This window comes from Psychrobacter sp. TB55-MNA-CIBAN-0194 (assembly GCF_040309505.1).
GTDB classification, from domain to species: domain Bacteria; phylum Pseudomonadota; class Gammaproteobacteria; order Pseudomonadales; family Moraxellaceae; genus Psychrobacter; species Psychrobacter fozii.
Genome location: NZ_JBEOOW010000021.1, coordinates 1 through 1,666 on the forward strand (window position 1 = coordinate 1; position 1,666 = coordinate 1,666).

Below are 1,666 nucleotides of genomic sequence, written 5' to 3' on the forward strand. Positions count from 1 at the left end.
ACACAGCCGCACCTGAGACGCCTGTCTCATTGTCGTCAACTGCCACTGGTACAGTTTGTGGATAGTCGATGGTAATAATGGATTCATTAGAAGTTAAACCAGTACTATCACTAACTGTGTAGCTGATCGGCGTTGGGTCACCAGTAAAACCATTTTCTGGTGTAAAGGTGATGTCGCCTGTGGTTCCATCAACGCTCCACGTACCTTCACCTGCAACAATGACTGATTTACCATCTACTGCAATGGTTCCACCTGCTGGAGATTGAGTAATAATAACGGTCGTTGGAAGAATGTCTCCATCAAAATCAAAATCATTATTCAATACATCAATAATAACCTGCTGTCCAGAAACGCCGATTTCGCTGTCATCAGTTGTTACTGGAGAAGTTGGTGGGTAATCCACAATAACGGTAGCCTCATTTGAGGTTAGACCAGTACTGTCATCAACCGTATAGCTTATTGGCGTTGGATCAGCTGTGAAGCCTATCTCTGGCGTAAAAGTGATCACGCCAGTAGTTGGATCAACCACCCATTCACCCTCACCAACTACAGTAACCGATTTTCCGTCAGTAGCAATAGTGCCACCCGCTGGAGATTGTGTGATCACAACGCTAGTTGGGTCTATATCATTTTCAGCATCAAAGTCGTTGCCAACCACGTCAACCGCTACAGGCTGATTCAAAGGTCCGAATCCTATATCATCAGCTGCAACTGGCACATCTGCAACTGGCGTGACAGTGATGTCTAAGGTGGTGCTGTCGGTGTTGCCATCAGGATCCGCCACCACGTAGCTAACGGTCGGTACCGTACCATTGAAGTCAGGCGCTGGATCAAAGCTGTAGCTGCCATCCGCATTCAAGGTCAAGTCACCAATCGGAGCGCCCGTGCTGTCTTCGATCGCCGTTGCGGTGCCTAGCACCAATGCAACTTGGGTGCCACTGCCGTTAACGTCAACGGTGGCTGAGTCTACGGTCAAGGTGTCACCATCCACATCAGTGTCGTTAGGCAGTACGTTATCCGTTAAGGTGACGTCTTCAGCGGTGCTTTCTACTTCTGGATTGGCCACTGGTGCATCATTCACCGGATCCACGGTGATGTCTAAGGTGGTGCTGTCGGTGTTGCCTTCAGGGTCGGTCACTGTGTAGTTCACAGTCGGTACCGTACCATTGAAGTCAGGCGCTGGATCAAAGCTATAGCTGCCATCCGCATTCAAGGTCAAGTCACCAATCGGAGCACCCGTGCTGTCTTCGATCGCCGTTGCGGTGCCTAGCACCAATGCAACTTGGGTGCCACTGCCGTTAACGTCAACGGTGGCTGAGGCTACGGTTAGGGTGTCGCCATCTTCGTCCGTGTCATTGGTGATGACGGTGCCCGTTAAGGTGACGTCTTCATCGGTGCTTTCGGTTTCAGGGTTGGCCACCACATCGTTTACGGGATCCACGGTGATGTCTAAGGTGGTACTGTCAGTGTTGCCTTCAGGGTCGGTCACTGTGTAGTTCACAGTCGGTACCGTACCATTGAAGTCAGGCGCTGGATCAAAGCTATAGCTGCCATCCGCATTCAAGGTCAAGTCACCAATCGGAGCACCCGTGCTGTCTTCGATCGCCGTTGCGGTGCCTAGCACCAATGCAACTTGGGTGCCACTGCCGTTAACGTCAACGGTGGC

The 1,666-nt window shown here is 51.1% G+C and carries 1 protein-coding gene; it reads right to left on the reverse strand.

Annotated elements, in window-relative coordinates:
- Nucleotides 1-1,666 (reverse strand): tandem-95 repeat protein (locus AAEY75_RS14050; RefSeq protein ID WP_352259900.1); only part of this gene is annotated, 1,666 nt, incomplete at both ends.